The sequence below is a fragment of the Gimesia sp. genome (assembly GCF_040219335.1).
Taxonomy (GTDB): domain Bacteria; phylum Planctomycetota; class Planctomycetia; order Planctomycetales; family Planctomycetaceae; genus Gimesia.
In genome coordinates this window covers 185152-209934 of the sequence record NZ_JAVJSQ010000044.1, presented here as the reverse complement: position 1 = coordinate 209934, position 24783 = coordinate 185152, and the positions used below count along the sequence as shown (strand labels likewise).

Annotated in this window: 22 protein-coding genes; 11 read left to right on the top strand and 11 right to left on the bottom strand. The window is 53.0% G+C overall.

Translation table 11 applies throughout. The features are described from left to right. Nucleotides 1-465 precede the first annotated feature (465 nt). Nucleotides 466-957 carry a hypothetical protein gene (locus RID21_RS30545; RefSeq protein WP_350195616.1) on the top strand — a complete coding sequence of 164 codons (492 nt, stop codon included), beginning with the start codon at nucleotides 466-468 and terminating at the stop codon, nucleotides 955-957. Between the two features lie 107 nt (nucleotides 958-1064). Here RID21_RS30545 and RID21_RS30540 read toward each other — a convergent pair whose 3' ends face one another. The 4 genes from RID21_RS30540 to RID21_RS30525 form a co-directional block, all read right to left on the bottom strand. Beyond that, nucleotides 1065-1307, bottom strand: a complete 243-nt coding sequence (locus RID21_RS30540; RefSeq protein ID WP_350195614.1) for a hypothetical protein — start codon at nucleotides 1305-1307, stop codon at nucleotides 1065-1067. A gap of 1531 nt (nucleotides 1308-2838) precedes the next feature. Next, nucleotides 2839-3843, bottom strand: coding sequence for a D-2-hydroxyacid dehydrogenase (locus RID21_RS30535; RefSeq protein ID WP_350195612.1), 1005 nt, complete (start codon nucleotides 3841-3843; stop codon nucleotides 2839-2841). 15 nt (nucleotides 3844-3858) lie between these two features. Continuing rightward, nucleotides 3859-4659, bottom strand: coding sequence for a biotin--[acetyl-CoA-carboxylase] ligase (locus tag RID21_RS30530; RefSeq protein ID WP_350195610.1), 801 nt, complete (start codon nucleotides 4657-4659; stop codon nucleotides 3859-3861). A 33-nt stretch (nucleotides 4660-4692) separates the two neighbouring features. After that, nucleotides 4693-5064, bottom strand: a complete 372-nt coding sequence (locus RID21_RS30525) for an STAS domain-containing protein (RefSeq protein WP_350195608.1) — start codon at nucleotides 5062-5064, stop codon at nucleotides 4693-4695. A gap of 530 nt (nucleotides 5065-5594) precedes the next feature. Between RID21_RS30525 and RID21_RS30520 the strand changes: the two genes are divergently transcribed. Beyond that, on the top strand, nucleotides 5595-6185 hold the full coding sequence (locus RID21_RS30520; protein WP_350195606.1) for a DUF2062 domain-containing protein: 591 nt from the start codon (nucleotides 5595-5597) through the stop codon (nucleotides 6183-6185). Nucleotides 6186-6269: 84 nt separating this feature from the next. Further along, nucleotides 6270-7232: a carbohydrate kinase family protein gene (locus RID21_RS30515; RefSeq protein ID WP_350195604.1), complete on the top strand. Its 963-nt coding sequence runs from the start codon at nucleotides 6270-6272 to the stop codon at nucleotides 7230-7232. Between the two features lie 32 nt (nucleotides 7233-7264). Here RID21_RS30515 and RID21_RS30510 read toward each other — a convergent pair whose 3' ends face one another. The 5 genes from RID21_RS30510 to RID21_RS30490 all read right to left on the bottom strand — a co-directional run bounded on the left by RID21_RS30510 (nucleotide 7265) and on the right by RID21_RS30490 (nucleotide 12016). Continuing rightward, the gene (locus RID21_RS30510; RefSeq protein WP_350195602.1) at nucleotides 7265-7954 is read right to left on the bottom strand and encodes an SGNH/GDSL hydrolase family protein; all 690 of its coding nucleotides are present in this window, start codon (nucleotides 7952-7954) and stop codon (nucleotides 7265-7267) included. A 78-nt stretch (nucleotides 7955-8032) separates the two neighbouring features. Then, the gene (gene folP, locus RID21_RS30505; RefSeq protein WP_350195600.1) at nucleotides 8033-8818 is read right to left on the bottom strand and encodes a dihydropteroate synthase; all 786 of its coding nucleotides are present in this window, start codon (nucleotides 8816-8818) and stop codon (nucleotides 8033-8035) included. A 595-nt stretch (nucleotides 8819-9413) separates the two neighbouring features. Next, complete coding sequence (locus RID21_RS30500; protein ID WP_350195598.1) at nucleotides 9414-9761, bottom strand: hypothetical protein; 348 nt, start codon at nucleotides 9759-9761, stop codon at nucleotides 9414-9416. A gap of 267 nt (nucleotides 9762-10028) precedes the next feature. Next, nucleotides 10029-10409, bottom strand: a complete 381-nt coding sequence (locus tag RID21_RS30495) for a hypothetical protein (protein ID WP_149337412.1) — start codon at nucleotides 10407-10409, stop codon at nucleotides 10029-10031. Between the two features lie 200 nt (nucleotides 10410-10609). Continuing rightward, complete coding sequence (locus tag RID21_RS30490; protein ID WP_350195596.1) at nucleotides 10610-12016, bottom strand: HD domain-containing protein; 1407 nt, start codon at nucleotides 12014-12016, stop codon at nucleotides 10610-10612. An 87-nt stretch (nucleotides 12017-12103) separates the two neighbouring features. On the opposite strand from RID21_RS30490, the gene RID21_RS30485 reads away from it, so the two are divergent. Further along, entirely contained in the window at nucleotides 12104-13927 is a 1824-nt protein-coding gene (locus RID21_RS30485) for a TrkH family potassium uptake protein (protein ID WP_350195594.1), read from the top strand. Between the two features lie 59 nt (nucleotides 13928-13986). Next, nucleotides 13987-14676, top strand: coding sequence for a potassium channel family protein (locus RID21_RS30480; RefSeq protein ID WP_155365634.1), 690 nt, complete (start codon nucleotides 13987-13989; stop codon nucleotides 14674-14676). Nucleotides 14677-14709: 33 nt separating this feature from the next. Here the strand turns inward: RID21_RS30480 and glpK are convergent, their stop codons facing one another. Both glpK and RID21_RS30470 read right to left on the bottom strand, forming a co-directional pair. After that, nucleotides 14710-16197, bottom strand: coding sequence for a glycerol kinase GlpK (glpK, locus tag RID21_RS30475; RefSeq protein ID WP_350195592.1), 1488 nt, complete (start codon nucleotides 16195-16197; stop codon nucleotides 14710-14712). Between the two features lie 244 nt (nucleotides 16198-16441). After that, nucleotides 16442-17821 (bottom strand): ammonium transporter, encoded by a 1380-nt coding sequence (locus tag RID21_RS30470; RefSeq protein WP_350195590.1) that lies wholly within the window; start codon nucleotides 17819-17821, stop codon nucleotides 16442-16444. Between the two features lie 722 nt (nucleotides 17822-18543). Between RID21_RS30470 and groL (RID21_RS30465) the strand changes: the two genes are divergently transcribed. From groL (RID21_RS30465) to RID21_RS30440, 6 genes are all read left to right on the top strand, one after another. Next, on the top strand, nucleotides 18544-20250 hold the full coding sequence (gene groL, locus RID21_RS30465) for a chaperonin GroEL (protein ID WP_350195588.1): 1707 nt from the start codon (nucleotides 18544-18546) through the stop codon (nucleotides 20248-20250). A 140-nt stretch (nucleotides 20251-20390) separates the two neighbouring features. Then, nucleotides 20391-20681: a co-chaperone GroES gene (locus tag RID21_RS30460; RefSeq protein WP_145043434.1), complete on the top strand. Its 291-nt coding sequence runs from the start codon at nucleotides 20391-20393 to the stop codon at nucleotides 20679-20681. Between the two features lie 161 nt (nucleotides 20682-20842). After that, on the top strand, nucleotides 20843-22462 hold the full coding sequence (gene groL / locus RID21_RS30455; protein WP_350195586.1) for a chaperonin GroEL: 1620 nt from the start codon (nucleotides 20843-20845) through the stop codon (nucleotides 22460-22462). A gap of 175 nt (nucleotides 22463-22637) precedes the next feature. After that, nucleotides 22638-23774 (top strand): molecular chaperone DnaJ, encoded by a 1137-nt coding sequence (gene dnaJ / locus RID21_RS30450; RefSeq protein ID WP_350195584.1) that lies wholly within the window; start codon nucleotides 22638-22640, stop codon nucleotides 23772-23774. An 86-nt stretch (nucleotides 23775-23860) separates the two neighbouring features. After that, nucleotides 23861-24418 (top strand): nucleotide exchange factor GrpE, encoded by a 558-nt coding sequence (gene grpE, locus RID21_RS30445; protein ID WP_350195582.1) that lies wholly within the window; start codon nucleotides 23861-23863, stop codon nucleotides 24416-24418. Nucleotides 24419-24458: 40 nt separating this feature from the next. Further along, on the top strand, nucleotides 24459-24758 hold the full coding sequence (locus RID21_RS30440; protein ID WP_350195580.1) for an FmdB family zinc ribbon protein: 300 nt from the start codon (nucleotides 24459-24461) through the stop codon (nucleotides 24756-24758). Nucleotides 24759-24783: the final 25 nt, after the last annotated feature.

Here is a 24783-nt window from a genome sequence, read left to right as displayed (position 1 = left end):
TGGACCTCCGCTTCCCGGAGTTTTGAAATGATCTGTTCGGATGAATGACGTTTGGTGGGCATGTTGCCTCCTCCTCAATTGGGCCAGAATCCTGATTAGTATATCAAGTTCTGGACGCGGTTAAGGGGGCCAGGTCAGCATACCCTCGGCCACAGTGGATACTTACATAGCTAACGCTGTCGACCTTATGATCACGTAGAAAACTATTAAATAAACGCTACCAAGCGCCTTGCCGCTCACGGTGGGTGAGTGTGATAGGGCATTGGATGAGCACACTTGGACAAGCCAACTGTGGCACCGGGCGTTGCCTGACGCTGACGTGATTCACCGTGCGAAAGCATGCAGCACTGACTGGCAGCGGGTACTGTTGTTTCGGAAAAGTGAGTGAGTACTTTATGGAACCTGTTAAAGCCATCTGGCACCGTTTCTGTTTTGTTTCATTAAAAGCCGAGGTTGTCGCTGTCCATGTTTGATCATGAAAATTTGTCAAAAGTATGCAACGAGGAGTTTGAATCCACAAAACACAAGTATGGATTTGAGTGTTTTTATGCTTGCGGTTCAGAATGCACCCCCAAGGCTTTTGCAAAAAACGATACCACTGGAATCTTATTTGAATATGAATTGAGAGAAAACTGTATCAGTGGATTCTTATACCGTCTTCCAGAAGGAGATTTTGAACCCACCAGAAAGGACGGAACCAGAATCAATTCGAATGAGTTCTATGACATTCTTGATTTATTGTCCTTAAGGAACCGTTCTGGAAGTGAGACCATTCACTCGCTGGGTTTCATAAAGGAATCATTAAACTCAACACTCAACTCGTTCCAAAATGTAATACAATCAAATGCTGAAGATATTTTACGTGGTGATTTTACCGTTTTTACAGAATTGAAAATAATCGTCAGCGAGCGAGCCCAAAAGCATGGGGTCATCTTCAACCCTGAAAACAGCTGCTGAAACCTTTTCTGCTCACTGGAGAAACTTTGTTTTTGCTACCACGAAAGACGCGAAAGGCACGAAAAATTCAGGTGGCTGAGTACTCATGGGAAATCACAGTACTCTTTTCAGTCACAGAGATCGATCAGTCTGGTGCCTGGTAATATTTCGGATTCCGGGTGGCCTGTGACGCGGGTGATGATGGTAAGCAGGGTGGACTGAACCTCGGACCGGGAGGGGAGTTCGGCGGGGGGCTGGGATTGCTGTGCAGTGAGTCTGGTCAGGATGTTGTTGACCAGGTTCTGGACGGTGACGGCGTCCTGTTGCACCAACGTTTCTTCTTCGATGCCGAAGTGGTCGGCGAGCTCCATATAGATTTCCACAAGATCAATGCCCATATCAACAGGTTAACTGTTTTCATCTGCGGGGTTCAATGGTGGTCTGGTAAAATGCCTGGGTTACGAATGGCGCGATTTGTTTTCGGGGCTATCTATTATTTGCGTTCGGAACTTGAACCATTGGAAATGGTAATGCCCGGTTGATCTTTGCCAGGCGGGCGGACACACAGGTACCGCCCCTACTAATTCTGGTTGGTTTTTTTCTTGAAATCGGACTGTTGCACTGTCGCTTTCCTGCTCGCTGCGCTCGGCCCGAATTTTATTCGGGCCTACCCTGGTGCTGTGAGTGGAATAGCGCTCGCTGCTGATTTTGGGATCTGCGTCTTCCTTTTTGCCGGCGGCCAGGTAGCGTTTCTTAATTCGGATGATTTATACCAAAGACGTTTCAACCGGGGCTAATGCCCTGCGGCTCATTTTCTTTTCTGCTGTTGAAGTCCTGAAAACAAAAGTAACAGCATACCCTCGGCCACGGAGGATACTTACATAGCTAACGCTGTCGACCTTATGATCACGTAGAAAACTATTTAATAAACGCTACCTGGCGCCTTGCCGCTCACGGTGGGTGAGTGTGATAGGGCATTGGACGAGCACAGTTGGACAAGCCAACTGTGGCACCCGGTGCTGTGATCTCCTGTTGCCTGCAGCAATCTCGGATTGTATCCGAGACCACCCGGCGCGTTGTTCATTAAACACTGCGCGCGATCATTGCTTTTCACTGGTGTTGGATCAGCACTGGTTTTATTTTCTCTGTCCTCGCTGGTGCCGATGCGTAGGATTTCTCTTTGTGCTATTTGCGGATCGCGTTGTCTGTGGCCGTGTCGCGTTTCTGAATTCGAACGATTCATACCTAAGACGTTTCAACCCGGGCTAATGCGCTGCGGCTCATTTTCTTTTCTGCTGTTGAAGTCCTGAAAACAAGAGTAACAGCATACCTTCGGCCACGGTGGATACTTACATAGCTGACGCTGTCGACCTCATGATCACGTAGAAAACTATTTAATAAACGCTACCGGGCGTCTTGCCGCTCAGGGGGGAATTGTTAATGGATGTCCATTGGAAGTTGTTTCGAGTGGAAGGTCGCCAGGCGGGCAGGCACACAGGCTCTGCCCCTACATCCGGTTTTGATCATGGGTCTGATTCTGTCGAAAGGCACCGGGAGGTCAAGACAGAATTTTGTCCCGATGTGGCCGGATTTTGTCCTGGTGTGACCTGGATTTTGTCCCTGTCTGACCGGAGTCTGTCCTGGTCTGCCCTGAACAAGATGGGGGGAACATTTCGCATGTGTTCTGATTGCTCTCGTGAAAATCTGGTGAAAAGCGGTGCGGATTCAGGTGTCTTTGCATCAGTGGTGTCTCGTGTTCCGGTGCACGCTGAGCTGCCTCGCGCGCGAGCCAGAAGAGAAGAGCATACGCTTCGGCAGACGTCGATCAAGGGCAGTTTCTTCAGCAGTCAGCAGGAGCACTGCCTGAAACCACAGGGTGGTTCGCTGTGCAGTCGAATTCATTCAGAACCAGAGCCGTTTGTTGGCCAGAGTGATGAAGGGCTGGCCGTTGATGAAACAGCGGATGTTCTCCAGCAGCGTTTCCAGGTGTCTTTCGGGGACGCGCGTCGAAGCGGCGGCGATGTGCGGTGTAATGATGACGTTCTCCATCTGCCAGAGGGGATGGTCTGCGGGCAGGGGTTCGACTTCGAAAACATCCAGACCGGCTCCAGCGATGTCGCCTTTCTGCAGTGCGATGGTCAGGTCCTGCAGATCGACGATCGCGCCGCGGCCGATGTTGATCAGGTATCCGGAGTTCTTCATCTGCTGGAACTGGGGCGTGCGGAACAGTTTTTCGGTCTGCGGTGTATGCGGCGCTGCGATGACGACGAAGTCGCTGATGGTGAGCAGATCTTTGAGCCGATCGAGGTCCCAGACTTCATCGACGGCGCCGGGAACTTCACGGATGAGGGGATCGACGGCGCAGACTCGCATGCCGAAGGCGGCTGCGCGGTGGCAGACTTCGGAACCGATCGAGCCGGCACCGACTACGCCCAGGGTGCAGTCCGAGAGGTGCATGTGGCTGCGGTCGACTTCGCTGACCTGCCCCGGTCCGGTGACGAAGTCGGGTTTTCCCGCAGTGCCGCCGATGGGTTGCCAGACCGAATGGGACTGTTGACGAATGTAGCGATGCAGGTTGCGGGCGAAGCAGAGCACGAAGCCGAGCACATGGTCGGCGATGACATCGTAGAACAGGCCGCGCATGTTTGTGAGCTGGCAGGGGTGGTCGGCCAGTTCGGGAAAAATGTAGTGTTCCAGGCTGGCAGTGGGGGACTGCACCCATTCCAGTTTTTCAGCCGCGGCCAGCAGTTCGGGAGTGATCTTGCCGAAGAAAGCGTGGGCATCTTTGATTTCGGTCAGCGCTTCATCCAGATTCTGCGCGTTGACGACTTCGAGTTCGTTCGAAATGCTCTCGAGGCGGGTGAGTCGTCTGGCGTCGATGGCGGGATAGATGAGAAGTTTTTTCATGGCGGAGGCGATTCTTTAAAAGTGTTCGATGGTGCCGCTGATAATGCGTTCGCGGCCGGTCTCGGTCTGCAGGATCAGGTAACCTTCGTCGTCGACTTCGAGGCAGGTGCCTTCCCGGATTTCGCGTCCGGTGTTAATGCGAATGTCTCGTCCGGTGAGCAGGCAGTATTGTCGCCAGGCGGGCATGAGTTCGCCGCGGTCACCCGCGACATCGTAGAGCCGGTTTTCGATGGCGTTGATGAGATCGATCAGCGTGGAGGCGAGTGGGAACTTCTGTCCGGTCGTTTCGTAGAGCGAGGTACCTCGCGACTGCAGTTCGGCTTCGGCGGAGAGGAACGAGTTATTGAGATTGACGCCCACGCCGATGACAATGCGGCCGGGTTGACTGGCAGTGGTTTCAACCAGAATGCCACAGATCTTTTTGCCTGCGAGGAAGATATCATTAGGCCACTTGAGTTGGAGCCGATGTGCGGGGGCCTGTTTCTCGAGTGTTTCACAAACGGCCAGGCCGGTTGCCAACGCAATCAGGGGCTGCTGCTGGAGCGGGATGCCGAGCTGGCTGGCATCGACGACAAGGGAGAATGTGAGTCCTCCTTCAGTGGACCACCAGGCATTGTTGCCTCGACCACGGCCGGCGGTTTGATTGCCGGTGAGGACGAGGGCGGGCAGGCTGGTATCGCGGGCGGCCGGGGAGGGTGTGCAGTGCGTGTTCAGGGCCCAGGAATTGGTGGAAGCGAGGCTCTCGAAATAATCGAGGTGTTCGATGAACGTTTCCGTTCGAACAGCTTTCAGATCCTCGGCAGTGAACGGCAGCATTCCCAACTCATTTCCAGACAAGAAATCGAACAATTACGCAGCGGGAGTGACAGCGGCGATCGCTTCGTCCCGGGTATCGAACAGCGGCCAGAGGCTGCCGATTTTGATGCACTTGAGAATATTCTGCATGTTCTCGCAGGCGTTACAGAAGACGGCCTGACCGCCGGTCTGCCGAGCCCGTTGCAGGAGGCGGATCAGCGAGCCGATGATAATCGAATCGAGATAGTCGACGCGGGAGAGGTCAATGATGACATTTTTGATCTCAGGGGCGTCAAAGAGCCTGAGTACCTTGTTGGCTTCGACCTGAACGTTGCTGTACTGGAACTGCAGGGTCGATCCGAGGGGAGTGACTACCAGATTAGGGCCTGCCTGTTCTACATCGAAGATTTCCAGATTTTCTACCATCAGCGGGTTTCCGTTGTGCACTGTATTCAGGAGATCCTGAAGGAGACAATATGAATCAGAAATGAAAATGATCAATAAAGAAAGCGCTTATCTCACTTTCATACCCATTTCCGGAGCGGAATTCAAATCTACACTGATTTTCATCTGTTGTGATGGGAGAGTTGTGTCGTAGTCAATGCTGATGATTGTTCACCTGAATTCCGATGCTGTGGCCCGGTCACGACTTAGGGACGATCTTCCGCCGGGGTGCGAATTGGGGCGTTAATTTGAGTTGCCTAATTTGAAAAACCTTAACTAAAATACATAAACGTTAACCCGAAAGGGTCGTTGTCCCACCCCCAGAAGTGAGAGAACTTACAAGCGTCTTGATTCGGATAGCCGAATCGAACGGTATGACCGGCCTAAGTTGAAGGTTTAATAAACCTGCGGAATTTTGCCAGAACTGTGCCGATATACTAATCCAAATGACTGTAAAAGTTCTCTGAACAAGTTTTTAGATCACGCGACCTCAAGCAGCCTGTTGAAATTCTATGTCATCTGCCAAACCAGCCTGGACCCTGAACCCGCGAGTGCTCTTGCGCTCGATTCTCATGCTGGATGACAGTGCCCACTCGATTGCCCTGGGAACCGCGATCGGGATGTTTATCGCGTTGACGCCGACGGTGGGCATTCAGATGTTGCTGGTGGTCTGTGTCGCATTTCTGACGCGTCCGCTGTTCCGGTTCAACCAGGTCGCGTCGCTGATTACCGTCTACATTTCGAATCCGTTGACCATCGTGCCAATCTACTGGTTTGATTATAAGGTGGGTACGTTGTTCGTAGGTGGTTCGTTGACGCAGAAGGACTTCGCCCGGATTCTGGAGTTCGAGGGATTCAGCGGCTGGTGGGAAACGGTGAAGCAGCTGCTGCTGGAAGTCGGGTCGCCGTTGATTATCGGCTCGCTGGTGGTCGGCACGTTCTTCGGCCTGATTACCTACCCCATCATGCTGCGACTGCTGAAACACCTGCGTCGTTCCAAATCGACCGACGGCCCGGAAGACGCGGCCGAACAGAGTGTGCGTCCCACCCAGCCGATCGACTCGGAACAGAGCATGAAATCTGTGCATCTGCATTCCAGTTAGGTGTTGATCTCCTGATCCCCTTCCGCATAATAAGCAACACATCCTGATTTCACAGATTTCGAAGCGCTTTAGAAGGACATCCTCATGTCGTCTCCCAGGTATGACTGTTTGTGTGCGGGGATCATCGTCGCAGACCATGTGTGCAAGGCCATCGACCATATGCCCCGTCCGGGCGAGCTGGTACTGACAGACGAAATGAGTCTGACGATTGGCGGCTGTGCATCGAACGTCGCCGCGGACCTGGCACGACTGGATCGCCGGGCTGCGATCGCCGGGATTGTGGGGCAGGACGTTTTCGGACAGTACGTGGAAGAGAGTCTGGCTGCTTCGGGCGTGCACTGCGAGTACATCATGAAGTCGGATACGCTACCGACCAGCGGTTCGTTCGTGATTAATGTGCAGGGTGAGGATCGCCGGTTTATTCATTCGGTTGCTGCGAATTCCCTGTTTACCGGTGAGACGGTCACGGAGGAGCAGATTCGCTCCTGTCGCATTCTGTACCTGGGAGGTTACTGTCTGTCGGAAGAGCTTTCGCCCGAGAATGTCGCCCGCATGTTCGAGGTGGCCCGCTCTGCAGGAGTAATTACAGTGCTGGATGTGGTGACGCCGAAGGCAGCGGATTACTGGTCGATGCTGAAGCCGGTTCTGCCTTTAAGCGATTATTTCCTGCCTAATAATGATGAGGGGGAACTGATCACAGGAGAGACAGACCCGCTGAAACAGGCCGAGGCGTTCCGGGAAGCGGGAGCGAATTCGGTGATCATCACCTGTGGCGGCCAGGGGAGCCTGCTGCTGGATGCCGAGCGTTCGCTGCGGTCAGAGATTTATCCGGTCGACCTGGTGGATGGGACGGGGAGCGGAGACGCGTTTGTCGCCGGTTTCATTCACGGGCTTCTGGAAGAGGCGAGCCCGGAGGACTGCCTGCGTTATGGATCGGCGCTGGGGCACAGCTGTGTGCGTGCCACCGGCGCGACCGCGGGCATCTTCACACGCAGCGAGCTGAACCAGTTCGTGTCGGCGCATGAACTGCGTGTGGAAACCCTGTAATCAATTCAACTTAGCAATGATCGGGAATGCGATCAGTTCTGGGGGAAATAGGGTTCGACCGCTTTCTTCCAGATGAGGTAGCCTGCGTGTTCCATGTGCAGGCCATCCTTTTTGAAGAGCTCGGGACGGGGTTTGCCGTCTTCGCCCAGCATCGGATCCCAGACATCGGCGAACGCCAGATAGTCGTGTTTTTCACACTGTTTTTTGATCAGCTTGTTGGCTTCCTGCATGGTGCCGGCCAGTTTCCAGCGACTGAGACTGGGTTTGACGGCGATGAAGACAATCCGGGTCTCGGGCAGGGCCTGATGGACGACGGAGACGAACTGTTTGAAGTCGCCGGCGACCTCTTTCGCGGTGCGACCGCGGGCGATGTCGTTATCACCGGCGTAGAGGAAGATGACTTTGGGCTTGTGTTTGAGAATGATCCGATCGGCGAAGTGGGTGGAGTCAACGATTTCAGATCCGCCGAAGCCTCGATTGATGACGGGAAGTTCAGGGAAGTACTTCTTCAGATCCCACATGCGGATGCTGGAAGAACCGACAAACAGGATACCGTCTTCCTGAATACCTTGTGCCTTATCCTGTTTTTCAAACTGGGCGATGGACTTTTCCCAGCGGTCGAAATTGTGAGCAGGCTGATCCGCAGCCCGGGCGACGGTGTAAAACGCCAGTATTGAGCAGAGGGAAAGAAGGAGTGTCCGGGTTCGAAGTTTGATGTTCATGCTGTGTATTTCCTTGAAGCAGGGCTGCCTGAGGAGCCGTATTAGTTAGTTAGAGAGTCGAGTATCAGTATCTTGTAATCAGGTGACGCGGCTGGTGACTGCTTTCCAGGCCGAGATTGCATCGCGGTTGGCTTCGACGTCGTGCAGGCGAATAATTTCGACAGCCTGACTGGCCAGGGCGATGGAGACGCCGACCGTTCCCGCCAGACGTTCTTCAACATCGCGGCCCAGCAGCTTCGACAGGAAGCGTTTGCGGGAATGACCGATGAGTATCGGATAACCCAGATCCTGGAAATCGCGGATGTGGGAGAGAATCTGCAGGTTGTGTTCGGCTGTTTTCCCGAATCCGATGCCCGGGTCGAGGACGATTCTGCCGGGTTCGATTCCCGCCGAGAGCAGTTCCTGCAATCGTTCCTGGAACCAGTTTTTCAGATCGACGATGACATTTTCATAGGTCGGGTTGTCCTGCATGGTCTGGGGTGTTCCCTGGATGTGCATGCAGATCACTCCCGCACTGGTTTCGGCAGCCAGGGGGATCATCTCCGGATCAAAGGTGAGACCGGAGATATCGTTGATGATCGCAGCGCCGGCTGCGAGCGACTGACGGGCGACTTCCGCTTTGGTGGTGTCGACGGAAATCGGGACGTCGGTCTCGTTCGCGAGCTGTTCAACGACAGGCACGACGCGGCGGAGTTCTTCGTCCAGGGGAACGTGTTCAGAACCGGGACGGGTCGATTCGCCACCAATGTCTAAAATATCCGCGCCTTGTTCAATGAGACGTAAGCCCTTCTTGACGGCTGCGTCCCGATCCGTAACCTCTCCTCCATCCGAAAAACTGTCGGGAGTGACATTAAGAATACCCATCAACAATGGCCGCTCAGCAAATGAAATAGTACGGGACCCACAGTACCACAGTCGTGGTTGATCTGATGGTGAGGCTGAAGATTCTGAGGCAGATGACGGCACTGAACAATCCGTGAATTTTGAAGAAGTTTATTTGAAGCAGCTCAGGGAGCCAGATCTGGTTTTACTTTGACTGCGAGAGGGTTGCAAGCAAATAAACTTAAAGAGTCAACGAGCGCAACAGAGCGAATTTTTTGCGCAGTCTTCCCAAATATCTACAGGAATTCAGGTGGTCTCCTTATTTTTGACCTAGGATTGAGTGAGAGCCGACAGGTCTGGTCGGATTTACCGTGTTCAAACACGTGAAAACCAGTTCTAAAACTGTTAAAATGCGATACTTGAGGGAATAAAGGATTTTTAGAGAAACTTTATTTTTCGTGTTCGCTTTACTTTGACATCGTAATTCGTTCTGGTATTGTAATCAACGTATTTGCCGTAACCGGCAAATCTTACCAAACCAGAAAAACAGACCTGTTTTCCCTAGGTGCGTAGACTTAGGGACATCGCTGGGGGATGAAGGTAGTGACTTATCTTCCGGCGAAGTGGAACCACTTTCTTAAGAATCTGAGGAGTACACCATGATTCGAAAAGCTGTCACACTTTCTTTGATCGCCGCAATGACCCTGTTCGTTGCAACCTTCAGCGTATCAGATGCAGAAGCATTTGGTTTCCGTAACCGTTGCTGCAAACCAGAGCGCGTAAAATGCTGCAAGCCCGTTCGTGAACGTTGCTGCAAGCCCAAACGCGTTCGCTGCTGCAAGCCAGAACGCGTTCGTTGCTGCAAACCAGCACGTGTACGTTGCTGCAAGCCAGTTCGCACCACCTGCTGCAAGCCAGCACCAGTTTGCACACCTGCACCAACCTGCTGTGCACCAGCTCCTAAATGCTGTGCACCAGCTCCCAAGTGCGCTTCTCCCTGCAACAGCTGTGAAGGAGCTGCTCCAGCTCACTCAGCTCCCAAGAAAGTAGAAGAAGCACCAGCTCCTCCAAAGAAAGCTCCCGCTCCTGCTCCTAAAAAAGCATAATGAGCTAGAGTCTTCTCTGACTGCTGACATGATTTAAGATTGTCACAGCCAGGAGCAACGACGAAATCTACGGCCCCATTGTCTTGCACAATTGGGGCCGTTTTTCGTTCCAGCGAGGGGAGAGAATTACAGTCCGTGGCAGCCTCTCAGGCGGAGCGGGCCAGTTCCTGCTCTTCAGGAGGAGCGTCTTCCTCTGTCGCATCCTCAGTCGCCTGCAATTGTGCCTGCAGGTCTTGTAGCTGCTCTTCCAGACGGGGCAGCATATTCTCACCAGTACGGGTGACTTTATAAAAAACCCCGGAGTCACGCCCAGAAAGCTGAAATTTCAGCAGGTCGAACGCGATCAGTTTTCCATGAATGCGGGGGAGGCGTTCGGTAACGACGCCGTCAACTTCATTTTGACGTACGATCCAGCCATCAAATTCGGGATCCCGCTCTTTGGTCTCGCGTCGCAGGACGCTGTAATGCCTGAGCACGAGACTCCATTCGGGATTTTCCAGCATCTGTTCCAGTTCGAAATCTATCATGTTGAACTTATCGACTGAGCCGGAAAATCACTCTCAATGATTTTCCGGAGTCGACACGACCGACATAACAGGACCATTGTCTGCCCTGTTCAGCAGGAAAATCCGGAATTTTCCCTCAAGACATCGCCTCTCTGAGCACGAAAGAACGGAGCGAATCACCTGCATTGCCACACTTGTACAAGTCTGCTCCTGCAGGAGTGCTACATATTGGTCTTGGAATCCGAAACTTCCCCGAGTGCGGCATTCAAGGCGGTAGTCAGTTCCAAATCATGGAGGTGATCTCGCGTATAAATGCGAAAGATCAGAAAGCTGACAGGCAGTGCCCGGAAGAGCTCATCATCGTGCAGTTCCTGAGTCAACCCTGTGCCTGGGTCGAGCAGATAATTCTGTCCACCGGCGGGTAGGCGCCCACTGGGCCGATGATAATGCCGGGCGACGTCGATCCGCAGCGGGAGCTGCTTCAACTCCGCGGGAAGCTTGGAGCGGACCCGCTTTTCGACCAGTTCCGGTTCCGAAAAGATCGATGTGTGCACTGCAGTACCGGAATGGAAATTGAGCTGACGCTCGCAGGCCATCTTCCATTCCACATTACGCGAAAGAATGCCCTGCCAGCGCTCACCCAGATCGCGGACTGCTGGATCCGAACTCTTCTGAAAGCGGCCGACATCGACGAGGAATGAAGACTCCGTAAACCCGCGATAGTCATCCAGATGCTTGAGAGGATTACCGTGAAACAGGTGCTGCATGGTCTCGGCAAAGATCTCTTCGAGCGCGAGGTCCAGAGCACGCACCGTGCGGTGATAGTAAATAGTGCGGAACAGATTCGCGCGGGTTTCAATAAAATTGACCAGTGCCGTCATGCCCCGACCGTGAATCGTGAGCCCTTCGGAAGTGAAGAAGCTGTAGTGAATCAGGCGCGAGACATCGACCGCACGAATATTGTAGCCAGACATATAGGCGTCGCGGAGAACGAAATCCATATTGTCGACCGTGTAAATGCCGCTGAACATGGCACGCAGCTTACAGAGCCAGTCCGGGTTTCCCGCCTCGCTCTCTGCATTGCCGGAAGGACGCCTGATCAGCCAGCCAATCTGCTTGGGATCGAGTTCTTCCAGCGGATTGAGGTGACCGTTCGGATTCCGGCGGATCCCGCGAATGAGGTCTCCCAGTTCATGTTCGATGATATGGGCGCCAATATCTTCATGTGTGAGATTGTACTGATCCAGATAATGGTCGTCGAAGAAATGCCCGAAGGGGCCGTGCCCCACATCGTGCAGCAGCGCTGCCAGCCGAACCAGGCTCTCTACGTAAGGCAGGGAAGGCACATTGCGACAGGCGCTGCTCAAGGAATCATACCAGGCGTTAATTGCTACCGACGAGAGATGCATGGCTCCCAACACGTGCTGAAACCGCATGTGCTCAGCTGAGGGAAAAACCCACCAGGCGGTCTGAAGCTGGTGAATGTGCCTGAGTCGCTGGACCCAGGGATGGTCGATGATTTCCTGCTCGGAGACCTCGTCATCGGGAATCCCGGTTTTGGAAGTAAACGGGATATACCCATGAATCGGGTCATGAGTCAAACTTTCGGAAATAAAATCGCGCACCATAATCTCACTGTTTCAATTGACGTTGATTACGAATAAAATCTGAACAGGTCTTCATAAAATTATTTCATTGAAATACTTACGCGCTAAATGACTCTGTCGCATCTCCCCAGCCGCATCCACTATAAGACACACCATCCCCGCCGCTGCCGCAGGCTGAGACGGTTGGAAATTATTGCGCTGATCGTCGGCCTGATCTCCACAGTCATTCTACATGGACTGCTGAAGATTACCACCGTTGTTCACTGGGAATTGGGTGCCGCGATCATCGTGGCCATGAGCTATTTCACGATCAGCCTGATGCTGCGCTACGGCTGGCATCTGGACCGGAAAGAGTTCTTCAAAACCCACCTGGCTCATTTCTTTTTTTGCGGGCTCTGGTTGATCGCCAGCCTGCTGATAATCAGTCTGCATGACCTGCTGCCCGCTGACGCCCCGACCCGACTGAATCTGATCCTGGGTATCTCCGAATTTTGCATCATCCTGAGAAGCCTCTACGAGACGGTTCTCTTAATCCGGCGTGTCTCGTCACGCGGCTGGAACCCCGCCCTGATTGTGGTGACGTCCTTCCTGGTGCTGATTTCCGTGGGAACGATTTTACTCATGTTTCCCTCGGCTCGCATTCAGGATCCCGCTGCAAAAACGACGGAAGGTGCTCCGTTTCTGGTCGCCCTGTTCACGTCAACCAGTGCCAGTTGCGTTACAGGCCTGATCGTGGTTCCGACAGGAACCTACTGGAGCCGCACGGGGCACACTATTATCATGTTCCTGTTCCAGATCGGCGGACTCGGCATCCTGACCTTTGGTGCCTTCTTCGCAGCAGCATTCGGGCGATCGATGCAGATCCGGGAGAGCGTCACTTTCAGCGAGATGCTGGAGTCCAGCCAGCGCGGTGACATCCGCCGTCTGGTGCTGGCCATCCTGGGGATTACGATTTTTACCGAACTGCTCGGTGCGGCCTGCCTGATGGGACTCTGGCCCGAACTGCCTTTCACCGAACGCGTCTATTACAGCCTGTTTCATTCGATCAGTGGATACTGTAACGCTGGCTTCAGCCTGATGGATGACGGCTTCCTGGGCATGGGACATCACTGGGAGATCTGGGGCGTCATTCCCGCCCTGATCATCATCGGTGGGTTAGGGTTTGCTGTAAATTACAATTTCATGCTGTACGGCATTACGCATTTCTCAAACCTGAGGATCCGCAAGCCGCTCTTTCATCACCCGACACAGAAAGTCCGGCTCACGATTTCCTCACGCCTGATATTTTTCACCACCCTCTTTCTTCTGATCGGGGGCACTGTCGGCATCTACCTGCTGGAATCAATCCATGCCTCCGATGATCTCACCTTTGGAGAGCGGCTCAATTCCGCCTGGTTCCAGTCAGTAACTTTTCGAACAGCCGGCTTTAATACTGTTGACCTGGGTGCCTACCAACCGCAGACCAAGCTGTTTTCCGTACTGCTGATGTTTATTGGCGCGTCTCCCGGTTCAACGGGGGGCGGCGTGAAAACGGCTGTCTTTGCCCTGTCCATCCTTTCGGTCTGGTCGCTGCTGAAAGGGAGAGACCGGGTTGAAATCATGGGACGCACTATCCCCAGCACGTTGATCCACCGTTCGCTGACGATCATCTCACTGGGAATTCTGGTACTGATGTCGTCGACACTGCTGATTGTCATGTTCGAAAACAACCAGGCGATCTTTCTGGATCATCTGTTTGAAGCAACCAGTGCCTTTGCTACGGTCGGCGTCTCGACGGGCATCACCGCGGATTTGACGACACCGTCGCACTGGGTGATCATAATTACGATGTTTATCGGTCGCGTCGGCCCATTGACGGCTTTAATCGCACTCTCAAATCGTGGCCCCGCCTATCGATATCACTACCCGGAAGAGCCTGTGAACCTCGGGTAACAAGAACCCTGAACTCAAATCATCTAAAGTAACTCATCCTCCAGAGGAGAACTGATCCCGTGATTAAAGTAGCAGTCATCGGTTTGGGCCGCTTTGGTACCGAACTCGCCAAACGTCTGGGAGCCAGCGGAGTGGAAGTCATCGCCATCGATCATTCGGACAAGCTGGTGAATGAGGTCAAAGATGATGTCGCAGTTGCAGTCCGTCTGAATTCCACCGATGAACTCGCGCTCAAAAGTCAGGATGTAGACAAAGTCGACGCCTGCGTGATTTCGATCGGGGAAAATTTCGAATCGGCACTGCTGACCACAGTGATCATTAAAAAGATGGGCGTCCCCAAGATCATCTGTCGTGCCCAGTCAAAGTTTCACGCGGAGATCTTTACCCAGGTCGGTGCAACCGATGTGATCCAGCCCGAGATTCAGGCGGGTGCACACCTCGCACGACTGCTGGCCAATCCGCATCTGGAAGATTACATCCAGGTCGGCGACGGCTATACCATGATCGAGCTGATGACCCCCAAAGAGTTTGTTGGTAAAAACCTGACCGAGCTGGCGCTGCGTTCCAAATATTCCGTGAATGTGGTCGCCATTCGTAAACGGAATTCCGCGGAAATCGAAAAGAATACGGGGAAGGTTTATACGACAGATTGTGTACCTCACCCGGATTATCAGATTCAGGAATCAGACATCCTGCTCATCATCGGAACCGACCAAAACCTGGCGCGACTGCCTACCAGCAATGTATGAAAGCCCGGCTGACTTCCGCATGAATCAATCAGATTAGACCCAGTCTCGCGAACGTTCCACCGCCTGCTTCCAGCGCTGATATAATTCCTCACGTCGCGAGGCCTCCATCTGCGGCTGGTATTCTGCATCGAGAGCCCAGTTGCGGGTCACCTCTGCCTGATCGTGCCAGAAGCCAACAGCCAGGCCTGCCAGATAGGCGGCCCCCAAAGCCGTTGTTTCATGGACCACCGGTCGCTGCGCGGGAACATCGAGCATATCCGCCTGAAACTGCATCAACAGACCATTCGCAGCCGCACCGCCGTCCACCTTGAGAGTTTTCAACTTGATCTGGGAATCCTGCTCCATGGCGTGCAGCACATCGCAGGTCTGGTATGCCAGCGACTCCAGGACCGCCCGTGCAACATGGGCTCTGGTAGCGCCCCGCGTCAGACCAATCAGAGTTCCGCGGGCATCCTGATCCCAATAGGGTGCCCCCAGTCCCACAAAGGCAGGGACGAAGAAGACATCGCCGGTATCTTCCACCTGGGCTGCCAGGTCCTCAATTTCAGAAGCAGACTCAATGATCTGCAGTCCATCCCTGAGCCACTGGATTGCTGCCCCGGCCACGAAAATGGATCCTTCCAGACAGTAAGTCACTTTGCCATTGATGCTCCAGCCGATTGTGGTCAGCAGACCATTCTGCGAAAGCACCGGTTTATCGCCGGTATTCATCAGCATAAAGCAACCGGTTCCGTAAGTATTCTTCGCTGCCCCGGGTTCAAAACAGCCCTGACCAAAGGTCGCTGCCTGCTGGTCGCCTGCAATACCAGCAATCTTGATCGACTCACCGAACAGCGCAGGATCGGTCTCACCATAGACCTCGCTGGAACTTTTAACTTCGGGCAGCATGCAACGGGGAATATCGAAGATCTGCAGCAGTTCGTCATCCCACTCGTGTGTATGAATATTATAGAGCAGGGTGCGACAGGCATTGGTAGGATCGGTCACATGTACCTTCCCCCCCGTCAGCCGCCAGATCAGAAAAGAGTCGATCGTACCAAACAGAATTTTGCCCGCCTGGGCCTGCTCCCGTAAGCCTTCTACGGTATTGAGCAGGTATTCAATCTTGGTTCCCGAGAAATAGGCATCCAGTAACAGTCCGGTCTTCTCGCGGACCAGGTCTTCATATCCTTCTGCCTTGAGCTGATCGCAGCGGCTGGCCGTCAGCCGGCTCTGCCAGACAATCGCATTTGAAACCGGTTTGCCACTCTCCTTATCCCAGAGGACAATCGTTTCCCGCTGATTAGTGATGCCAATTGCTGCGATCTCGGAGAGCGCCGCCCCCGATTGATCGATCACTTCGCGGGCGGTTGCCAGCTGCGATTCCCAGATCGCCTCGGGATTGTGTTCCACCAGCCCCGGAGAGGGAAAGATCTGTTCGAACTCTTCCTGGGAAGTGGCCTCTATCTGCCCCTGATGATTAAACAGAATTGATCGACTGGATGTCGTACCCTGATCTAACGCCAGTACATACTTTGCCATTTCCACACTCCTTGAGGCGAACACAGGCTCGAAAGGATTAATCACATCTGAATACCTTTCAGTTACATTAAGCAAGCGATCGCCGGTTCACAAGGATTCAGGGAAATTTCTTCACCAGCAATTACTCCTGTATTACTGACCGCGCATAAAAAAACTGATGGCGAGAGAACTCATTTCTCAAGCCATCAGTCAGTCACACTTTACGGTACCTCCTGCAAAGTACCAGTGTTCACATCAGGTTGGACTAGTGGTAAGCTTGCATTCCGTGCTCAGACAGGTCCAGACCTTTCATTTCATCTTCCTCAGAAACTCGGAGCTGTCCGATGACTTTCAGGAACATGAAGAGAATAAACATGGTGATGAAGGCGTAAGCCGGGATCACAACAGATCCAATCACCTGGGTTACGATGTTGTAGTCACCGAAGATACCGGTGGCGACACCACCCCAGATACCACACAGACCGTGGACAGGGAAGGCACCGACGGGATCGTCGATTCTGAGTTTTTCCAGTGCCAGGATACCGAAGACAACCAGCAGACCGGCAACCACACCAATGACAATTGCTTCGATGTTAGAGACACTGTCACAGTTAGCGGTGATACCTACCAGACCGGCCAGAACACCGTTCAGGGCCATGGAGATATCAGGTTTTGAGTACATGATCCACCCCAGGATCATTGCGGCCACACCACCGGCGGCTGCAGCGAGGGTTGTGTTGGTAGCAATCAGCATCACAGCGTTGGTGTTGTCAGTTCCAGCGAAGGCCAGCTGACTACCAGGGTTAAACCCGTACCAGCCTACCCACAGGATGAAGACACCCAGTGTTGCCTGAGCAATATTGTGTCCAGGAATCGGAACCGATTTGCCGTCTTTGAAGCGACCAATCCGAGGCCCGAGGACAATTGCTCCAGCCAGACCGGCGAAACCACCGACAGCATGCACAACAATTGAACCAGCAAAGTCGTAGAAGCCCATGGCATCCAACCAGCCACCACCCCATTTCCAGTAACCACTGATTGGGTAGATGATACCGGTCAGGATGATACTGTAGATCAGGTAAGAGCTGAATTTCAGACGACCGGCAACTGCACCAGAGACGATGGTGGCAGCAGTCGCTGCGAAGGCAACCTGGAACAGGAAGTCAACCTGTGGATGCAGAACTCCTGGGCCTGGGTCTCCGGCTTCGCCGATTCCGAACTGTGCGAAACCAAAGTAACCGTTACCGGCATCCCCTGGATACATCAGACCGTAACCGACAGCGTAGTAAACCAGCACGCCGGCACAGACATCCATTAAGTTCTTAAAGAGAATGTTGATGGTATTTTTGGAAGAGTTGAATCCGGACTCGACCATAGCGAAGCCAGACTGCATGAACAGCACCAGAACAGCACAGAGGAATAACATACTGTTATCAAGTGCGTAGTAAAGCTCTGATAATGAAAGCTGAGGAGCTTCCTCTTCTGCGGGTGCTTCTTCTGTTGTCTCAGCAGGGGCTGCAGTTTCTGCTGCGGCTGGTTTCTCTTCAGGAGCTGCTTCGTCCTGATAAGCCCAAGCTGGCTGTGATACTGCCAATACAACGACAAGGCTTGCCGTCAAGCCCATGAGCGCATGTTTCCAATTCATTTTGTCGCAAACCTTTCCCGGAGTCTTCGTCAGATGTTGTTTAATCTACTGTTTGGACTATCAATTTCTTCTGATCGTGACCCCTAAATACCAATCAATAAAATGAGCACTTAATTTGGTGTAAGGACATATTGCAAACAGTGTGCCTCAATCTGATTTGCGACAGTTACAACAAACCTTATCTATATTTCATGCAATGCTTTATATCATCTCATATTAAATTAATATTTACGGAAAGTGAGTGGGACCATCAATTCGAATGCAGATTAATAAGGCAATATCACCGGACATTGCCTGCGGATTAAGCACCCGCTGCCTCGCATCAACACTCCGGCATCTGTCCAGAGCGGAAACTCGACACTCTGTTAGTTTTGACAGTGCCTGCAAGCTCCCTGCCTGTGACTCTCCGGCAGTTGACCTGACAGCAACAAATTCTCTGCCAAGTTGGCAGTCGATGTCAGTCTCTCCCAATAAGCGATTTCCGTTAACCGCTGCTATATATCATCTTACAACGCCACCTTCCGATTGGCATGATGATTGCATTTACTGGGCGACATGGACAGGGTCCAGCCTGGATCCTGCCATCTTTGTCGTACTTACACCTATTTGTGCTCACACACCGGCCCCCTGTGATCAACAGGAAGCGCGGCACGAGGCGTGTGAGAGATCATCGTGGTCATGGGCAAAATTATTGGCCATTTATTGCTGGTTGAGGAGAGACTGTGGCAAAACTTTTAAGCTTTGACGAAGAGGCCAGAAAGAGTTTATTGGCAGGAGTCGCTAAATTGTCGCGGGCTGTAAGCAGTACGCTTGGGCCGCGAGGGCGAAATGCTGTCTTGGACAAAGGCTGGGGAACCCCGAAGGTCACCAAAGACGGCGTGACTGTTGCCGAAGACATCGAACTGGAAGACCCGTTTGAAAACATGGGCGTCCAACTGGTGAAAGAAGCAGCATCAAAAACAAACGATGTTGCTGGAGACGGCACCACAACAGCAACCGTACTGGCAGAAGCCATTTTCCGGGAAGGTCTGAAGTACATCGCTTCCGGCGCAGACCCGATGGCTCTCAGCCGTGGGGTACAGAAAGCTGTTGAGGCAGTTGTCGAACAGATCGGTAAGATCTCCAAAGAAGTAAAAGGGAATGACAAGAAAGCCATCCAGACTGTTGCGACCATCGCCGGTAACAACGATCCGGAAATCGGCAAAATCCTGGCAGATGCTCTGCTGAAGGTCGGCGCTGATGGCGTGATCACTGTCGAAGAAGGACGTGGCGTCACCACTGATGTCGATCTGGTAGAAGGCATGCAGTTCGAACGCGGCTTCCTGTCTCCACACTTCGTCACCGACGAAGACAATCAGACCTGCGACCTGGAACGGGCCAAGATCCTGATCTATGAAGAAAAGATCAGCTCTGCTCAGACACTCGTTCCGCTGCTGGAACAGATTTCTAAAGATGGTTCTCCGCTGCTGATCATTGCTGAAGACATCGAAGGCGAAGCACTCGCCACTCTGGTCGTCAACAAGCTGCGGGGCATCCTCAAAGTCTGTGCCGTGAAAGCTCCCGGTTACGGCGATCGGCGTAAAGCCATGCTGGAAGACATTGCTGTCCTCACCGGCGGCCGTGCTATCTTCAAAGACCTGGGAATCAAACTGGAGTCTGTTGAACTGAAAGACCTCGGACAGGCCAAGAAGATTCACGTCAGCTCAGACAACACCACCATCGTCAGCGGTTCCGGAAGCAAGGCAGCCGTCAACGGTCGTGCCGAGCAGATCCGGGCAGAAATCGAAGTTACTGACAGCGAATACGATCGCGAAAAACTGCAGGAACGTCTGGCTAAACTGGCCGGTGGCGTTGCTCAGATCAATGTTGGTGCTGCAACTGAAACCGAAATGAAAGAACGCAAAGACCTCATCGACGATGCTCTGGCCGCTACGCGTGCCGCCATCGAAGAAGGGATCGTTCCCGGTGGTGGAATCGCCCTGCTGCGATCTGCCAAAGCCCTGGAAGGCCTGAAACTGTCCGGCGACCAGGCTCTGGGAGTATCTCTGGTTCAGAAAGTTCTGGAAATGCCTCTGCGTGCAATCGCTGAAAACGCCGGTCTGGACGGTTCGGTTGTCAGCAACCGCGTCAAGAAAGACAAGAGTGCTTCCTTCGGTTATGACGCCCTCAATGATCGCTACGGCGACATGTTTGAGTTCGGCGTTGTGGACCCTGCCAAAGTGGTTCGCTCCACTCTGCAGAACGGAGCCAGCGTCGCCTGCCTGCTGATGACAACCGATTCCATCGTGGTTGAAGAACCTCAGGAAGAAGAAGACGATCATCATCATGACGACCACCACGACATGGGTGGAATGGGCGGCATGGGTGGCATGCCTGGAATGGGCGGTGGAATGCCCGGAATGGGAATGCCCGGCATGGGAGGCTTCTAACCTCGTATCATCGATCTCTCCGCAGATTGATCGGGGGTCTTTATCAGGCCCCGCCTGTTGTTTGTAACAATTTATCCCGGGTCTGAATCCCGGCTTCACAAATACAACCAGACTTACTGGAATAATCGGGAGTTAACTTAATGGAACTGAATCCCCTTGATGACCGCATTGTTATTGAACCCAATGTTGCTGAAGAAACCACTGCCGGTGGTATCGTCCTGCCTGACACGGCACAGGAAAAGCCTCAGAGTGGCACCGTGATCGCCGTTGGTCCCGGACGTCTGCTGGAAAGTGGCGAACGCTGCCCGGTTGCCGTTGAAGTCGGCGACGAAGTTCTGTACGGCAAATACGGCGGAACTGACATCGAAGTTTCCGGCAAGGAAGTCAAGATTCTGCGCGAGAGCGACATTCTCGCCAAAATCATGAAATAAAGAACGTACTTTTATCGGAATACCGGACAGAGACTGAATGTGTCTGACACACTTCAGTCTCTGCTCTGAGTTGAGAATCTAATTCAAACCAAAATCACGCAGGGGAGAACGGAGCAATCCGATCAAATGTTCGTTCCTGTTAAACAGAGGAGTCAATAAGCGTGGCAAAGCAACTTTTGTTTGAAGATCGCGCACGTACCAAGCTGCTAAAAGGCGTGCAAACTATCAGCGACGCTGTAGCCATCACCATGGGCCCCACCGGGCGCAATGTGATCATCGATAAAAACTTTGGTAACCCCGTGGTCACCAAAGACGGTGTTACAGTCAGTAAAGAAGTGGAAGTCGAAGACCCCTTCGAAAACATGGGAGCCAAACTGGTCAATGAAGTCGCAACCAAGACCAGTGATATCGCTGGTGACGGTACGACCACTGCCACAGTATTAGCTCGTTCCATCTACACCGAAGGTCTGCGTGGTTTGTCACTGGGTGCCAACCCGATGGTCGTTCGTCGTGGAATCGACAAAGCCGTTGAAGCGGCTGTCGAAGCCATTGAAGCCCTGGCCAAGCCGGTAACTGACAAAGCAGAAATCGCCCAGGTCGGTGCCATCTCCGCCAACAACGACAACGAGATCGGCAATCTCATCGCTGATGCGGTTGAAAAAGTCGGCCGCGATGGTGTGATCACCGTTGAAGAAGGTAAGGGGAACGAAACCACTCTCTCCTTCGCTGACGGGATGCAGTTCGACAAAGGTTACATTTCTCCCTACTTCGTGACTGACACCGAAGGCATGAAATGCATCCTGGAAGACTGCTACATTCTGATTCACGAATCCAAGATCTCCGCCCTGCGGGATCTGGTTCCACTGCTGGAAAAAGTGTCTCAGACCGGTAAACCCCTGCTGATCATCGCTGAAGATGTCGAAGGTGAGCCGCTGACCGCCCTGGTTGTGAACAAACTGCGTGGTGTTCTGAATATCGCTGCCGTGAAAGCTCCTGGCTTCGGCGACCGTCGTAAAGCCATGCTGGCTGACATCGCTGTGCTCACCGGCGGTACCGTGATCTCAGAAGACCTCGGTATCAAACTCGAATCTGTCGAACTGGCCCAACTGGGACAGGCCAAGCAGATCGAAATCACCAAAGACTCCTGCACTCTGATCGAAGGTGCCGGCGATACCGAAGCCCTGCAGGCTCGCGTCGCCCAGATCCGCGGACAGTTGCAGAAGACCGAAAGCGAATACGATCGCGAAAAATTCCAGGAACGCCTGGCCAAACTGACCGGCGGCGTCGCCATCATTTCTGTCGGTGCAGCCACCGAAGCAGAAATGAAACAGACCAAAGCCCGTATGGAAGATGCCCTGCACGCAACTCGTGCTGCTGTCGAAGAAGGTATTCTTCCCGGTGGTGGCGTGGCTCTGCTGCGATCCATTGAAGCGGTCACTAAGGTCAAAGGCAAGAACGATGACGAGAAAATCGGCATCAACATTGTTGCCCGTGCCCTGGAAGGCCCGATTCGTCAGATCGCAGAAAACTGCGGTGTTGACGGTGCTGTGATCGCTGATGAAGTGAAAGCGCTGAGTGGCGCTCACGGGTACAATGCCTACAGCGGCGAATATGTTGACATGTTCAAAGCCGGCATCATCGATCCTGCCAAGGTTGTCAAGAACGCACTGAAAAATGCCGCCTCAATCGCAGGCCTGATGCTCACAACCCAGGTACTTGTCACTCGCAGTGAAAGCACCGAAGGTGGTAAGTTGGCCAACGTTGAAGGCAGTGTAAGATAATTTCGGCTGCAGTCTGAAATCGAATTTCGAACTCAGGCGAAACGATGTGATCTCAGACGGGCCGCCGAAATAAGGTGGCCCGTTTTTTTCAGTTCTGATTGAGCTGTTTGAACCCGAAATACCTCCGCAGCGGACCGGAGATATTTCGCTACTTTAAAATGATGAGTTTGTATTTATGGCAACGAAACGCGATTATTATGAAGTTCTCGGCGTATCGCGCGACGTGACCACTGTAGAGATTAAAAAAGCCTACAAGAAGATGGCGCTCGCCAATCACCCGGACCGTAACCCGGGTGACGAAGAAGCCATCAAACGGTTCAAGGAAGCGGCCGAAGCCTTCGAAGTTCTGGGGGACGATCAAAAACGGACCCACTACGACCGCTACGGACATGCCGCCGATTTCGGCGCGGGGGGCGGACATCAGTTCCATGATGTGTCTGATATCTTCAGCGCATTCGGAGACCTGTTTGAAGGGTTCGGCTTCCGCGGTGGTTCCACGCGTGGGGGAAATCGTCCGCGTCAGGGTGAGAGCCTGCGAACCAAAATCGAGATTGATCTGCTGGAAGCAGCTTCAGGATGTGAACGCGAAATCCAGATCATGCGTCAGGAGCCCTGCGAAACCTGCCACGGCTCAGGAGCCAAACCGGGAACTGATCCTCAGGAATGCGATTACTGTGGCGGAGCCGGCCAGGTTGTGCAGTCTCAGGGCTTTTTCCGCGTTCAGACAACTTGTCCACGCTGTCGCGGCGCCGGACAGGTGATTGTCGAAAAATGTTCGGACTGTCGCGGTGATGGACGCATCGCCCGGGAAATCACGCTGGATATCAAAGTCCCTCCCGGGATTGATAACGGTATGCAACTCTGCCTGAGAGGCGAGGGCAACCCGGGCCAGAATGGTGGCCCGCGCGGTGATCTGTATGTCGTCGTCAGCGTCGATGAACACCCCTTGTTCCGTCGCCAGGAACAGGAACTGAGTTGTCATGTCCCGATTACCTATACCCAGGCGGTTCTGGGGGCAGAGATTGAAATTCCGACCCTGGAAGGACGGCACGAACTGAAGATCAAAGCCGGAACACAGCCGGGTGAAGTCTACCGCCTGAAAGGGCTGGGCATGCCAAATCCGCATGGCGGACGACGCGGAGATCTGCATGTGATCGTGCAGATTGATGTGCCTCGTAAAATTTCAGAGCGGGAAGAAGAACTGCTCCGGGAACTGGCTGAAATCGAACACACGGAAGTTTCCAGGCATCGCAGCCCCAGTCGGGTTTCGTTTTTCGATAAACTCAAGGAATATTTCACGCACGCTGAATGATCAAAGTTGGTCAATCACAGTCGAGATCGTTTTCAACGATTCATCTTCTTAATTTTAATAGATAGAGTAAGTTACAGGTCAGAAGCATGACAGATCAGGAACAACCAGAAGATATTCAGAATCAGGCACAGGAATCCGCTGCTGCCGAAACGGAAGCAGTAGAGAACTCAGCCTCAGTCGAAGCACAGCTCGAAACCGCTCTGGCTGAACGCGATGAAAACCAGAACCGTTTTCTGCGTTCCCAGGCTGAGCTGGATAACACACGCAAACGTCATCAGCGGGAACTGGCTGAACTGCGTCAGTACGCGGCAGCTCCTTTTGTGCAGGACATGCTCCCCGCACTGGATAACCTGAAACGGGCCGTGGAAGCTGCTGAAAACGCAGACAACGTCAACGACCTGAAGCTCGGTGTCGAAATGGTAGCCAAGCAGATCCTGGATGTCTTCGCGAAGAATAATGTCAAAGCCATTGAAGCGGTCGGACAGCCCTTTGATCCGAACCTGCACGAAGCGCTGCAGCAAATGCCTTCTGACGAATATCCATCAATGACTGTCATCCAGGAACTGGAGCAGGGCTTTATCCTGAACGACCGGGTGGTGCGTCCGAGTAAAGTGATTGTCTCCTCGGGACCTGCTGAAAACTGATCAGTATTCTACATTCACTGTTTTTTGAGAGAATCGAAAGATGCCAACGTACGATTACGAATGCTCCCAGTGTCATCATCAGTGGGAAGTTTTTCAGTCCATCACTGCCAAACCACTCCGTAAATGCCCGGAGTGTGGCAAGCTGAAAGCCAAACGCATCATCGGTGCCGGCGGCGGTATCATTTTCAAGGGAAGCGGTTTTTACGAAACGGATTACCGCAGCAGTTCTTACAAAAAGGCTGCTGCAGCTGACTCAAAAGCACAGTCCGCCAGTTCCGAATCCAAAAGTTCCAGCAGTGACTCCGGATCCTCTTCCAAGAGCAGTTCCAAGGAATCCTGATTACCTTTGAAATTTGACCGGGAAT

Excerpts from the sequence above, each read along its gene's own strand:
- RID21_RS30545 (WP_350195616.1), top strand. The coding sequence starts at position 466 with ATGTTTGATCATGAAAATTTGTCAAAAGTATGCAACGAGGAGTTTGAA.
- RID21_RS30540 (WP_350195614.1), bottom strand. The coding sequence starts at position 1,307 with ATGGAGCTCGCCGACCACTTCGGCATCGAAGAAGAAACGTTGGTGCAA.
- RID21_RS30535 (WP_350195612.1), bottom strand. The coding sequence starts at position 3,843 with ATGAAAAAACTTCTCATCTATCCCGCCATCGACGCCAGACGACTCACC.
- RID21_RS30530 (WP_350195610.1), bottom strand. The coding sequence starts at position 4,659 with ATGCTGCCGTTCACTGCCGAGGATCTGAAAGCTGTTCGAACGGAAACG.
- RID21_RS30525 (WP_350195608.1), bottom strand. The coding sequence starts at position 5,064 with ATGGTAGAAAATCTGGAAATCTTCGATGTAGAACAGGCAGGCCCTAAT.
- RID21_RS30520 (WP_350195606.1), top strand. The coding sequence starts at position 5,595 with ATGTCATCTGCCAAACCAGCCTGGACCCTGAACCCGCGAGTGCTCTTG.
- RID21_RS30515 (WP_350195604.1), top strand. The coding sequence starts at position 6,270 with ATGTCGTCTCCCAGGTATGACTGTTTGTGTGCGGGGATCATCGTCGCA.
- RID21_RS30510 (WP_350195602.1), bottom strand. The coding sequence starts at position 7,954 with ATGAACATCAAACTTCGAACCCGGACACTCCTTCTTTCCCTCTGCTCA.
- folP (WP_350195600.1), bottom strand. The coding sequence starts at position 8,818 with ATGGGTATTCTTAATGTCACTCCCGACAGTTTTTCGGATGGAGGAGAG.
- RID21_RS30495 (WP_149337412.1), bottom strand. The coding sequence starts at position 10,409 with ATGATAGATTTCGAACTGGAACAGATGCTGGAAAATCCCGAATGGAGT.
- RID21_RS30490 (WP_350195596.1), bottom strand. The coding sequence starts at position 12,016 with ATGGTGCGCGATTTTATTTCCGAAAGTTTGACTCATGACCCGATTCAT.
- RID21_RS30485 (WP_350195594.1), top strand. The coding sequence starts at position 12,104 with ATGACTCTGTCGCATCTCCCCAGCCGCATCCACTATAAGACACACCAT.
- glpK (WP_350195592.1), bottom strand. The coding sequence starts at position 16,197 with ATGGCAAAGTATGTACTGGCGTTAGATCAGGGTACGACATCCAGTCGA.
- RID21_RS30470 (WP_350195590.1), bottom strand. The coding sequence starts at position 17,821 with ATGAATTGGAAACATGCGCTCATGGGCTTGACGGCAAGCCTTGTCGTT.
- RID21_RS30460 (WP_145043434.1), top strand. The coding sequence starts at position 20,391 with ATGGAACTGAATCCCCTTGATGACCGCATTGTTATTGAACCCAATGTT.
- dnaJ (WP_350195584.1), top strand. The coding sequence starts at position 22,638 with ATGGCAACGAAACGCGATTATTATGAAGTTCTCGGCGTATCGCGCGAC.
- grpE (WP_350195582.1), top strand. The coding sequence starts at position 23,861 with ATGACAGATCAGGAACAACCAGAAGATATTCAGAATCAGGCACAGGAA.
- RID21_RS30440 (WP_350195580.1), top strand. The coding sequence starts at position 24,459 with ATGCCAACGTACGATTACGAATGCTCCCAGTGTCATCATCAGTGGGAA.